The 287-nt window shown below is 39.7% G+C and carries 1 pseudogene; it reads right to left on the reverse strand.

Features of this window, described 5'->3' with window-relative positions:
- Window positions 1-287 (reverse strand): annotated as a pseudogene (locus ACSG5Z_RS31700) (SWIM zinc finger family protein); the annotation flags it as partial.

The raw sequence follows: 287 nt of genomic DNA on the forward strand, positions 1-287 counted from the left end.
AGTTCACTCCATATGTGACGATAAATAAAAAATCTTTCTTGCGTATAGGCGTCGGTGGAGAAGAATACTTCGTGAACGAGACGTGCTGTTTCTTGCAAAATTGCTTCAGACTCTGAAGGAATCGCTTCTGTTTGTAAGTCCCGAACGATGGATTCCACTTTATCTACAAATAAGCGAACGACGTTAACAGGCTGGTGATAAGAATACGTTTTATTTGCTTCGAAGACCTGAATTTCTTCTAATAATTTTTGAAAGCAATAAAGCGCTGCGTGTAGCCTGAACAACAC

It is taken from the genome of Bacillus pretiosus (genome assembly GCF_051294775.1).
Classification (GTDB): Bacteria; Bacillota; Bacilli; order Bacillales; family Bacillaceae_G; genus Bacillus_A; species Bacillus_A wiedmannii.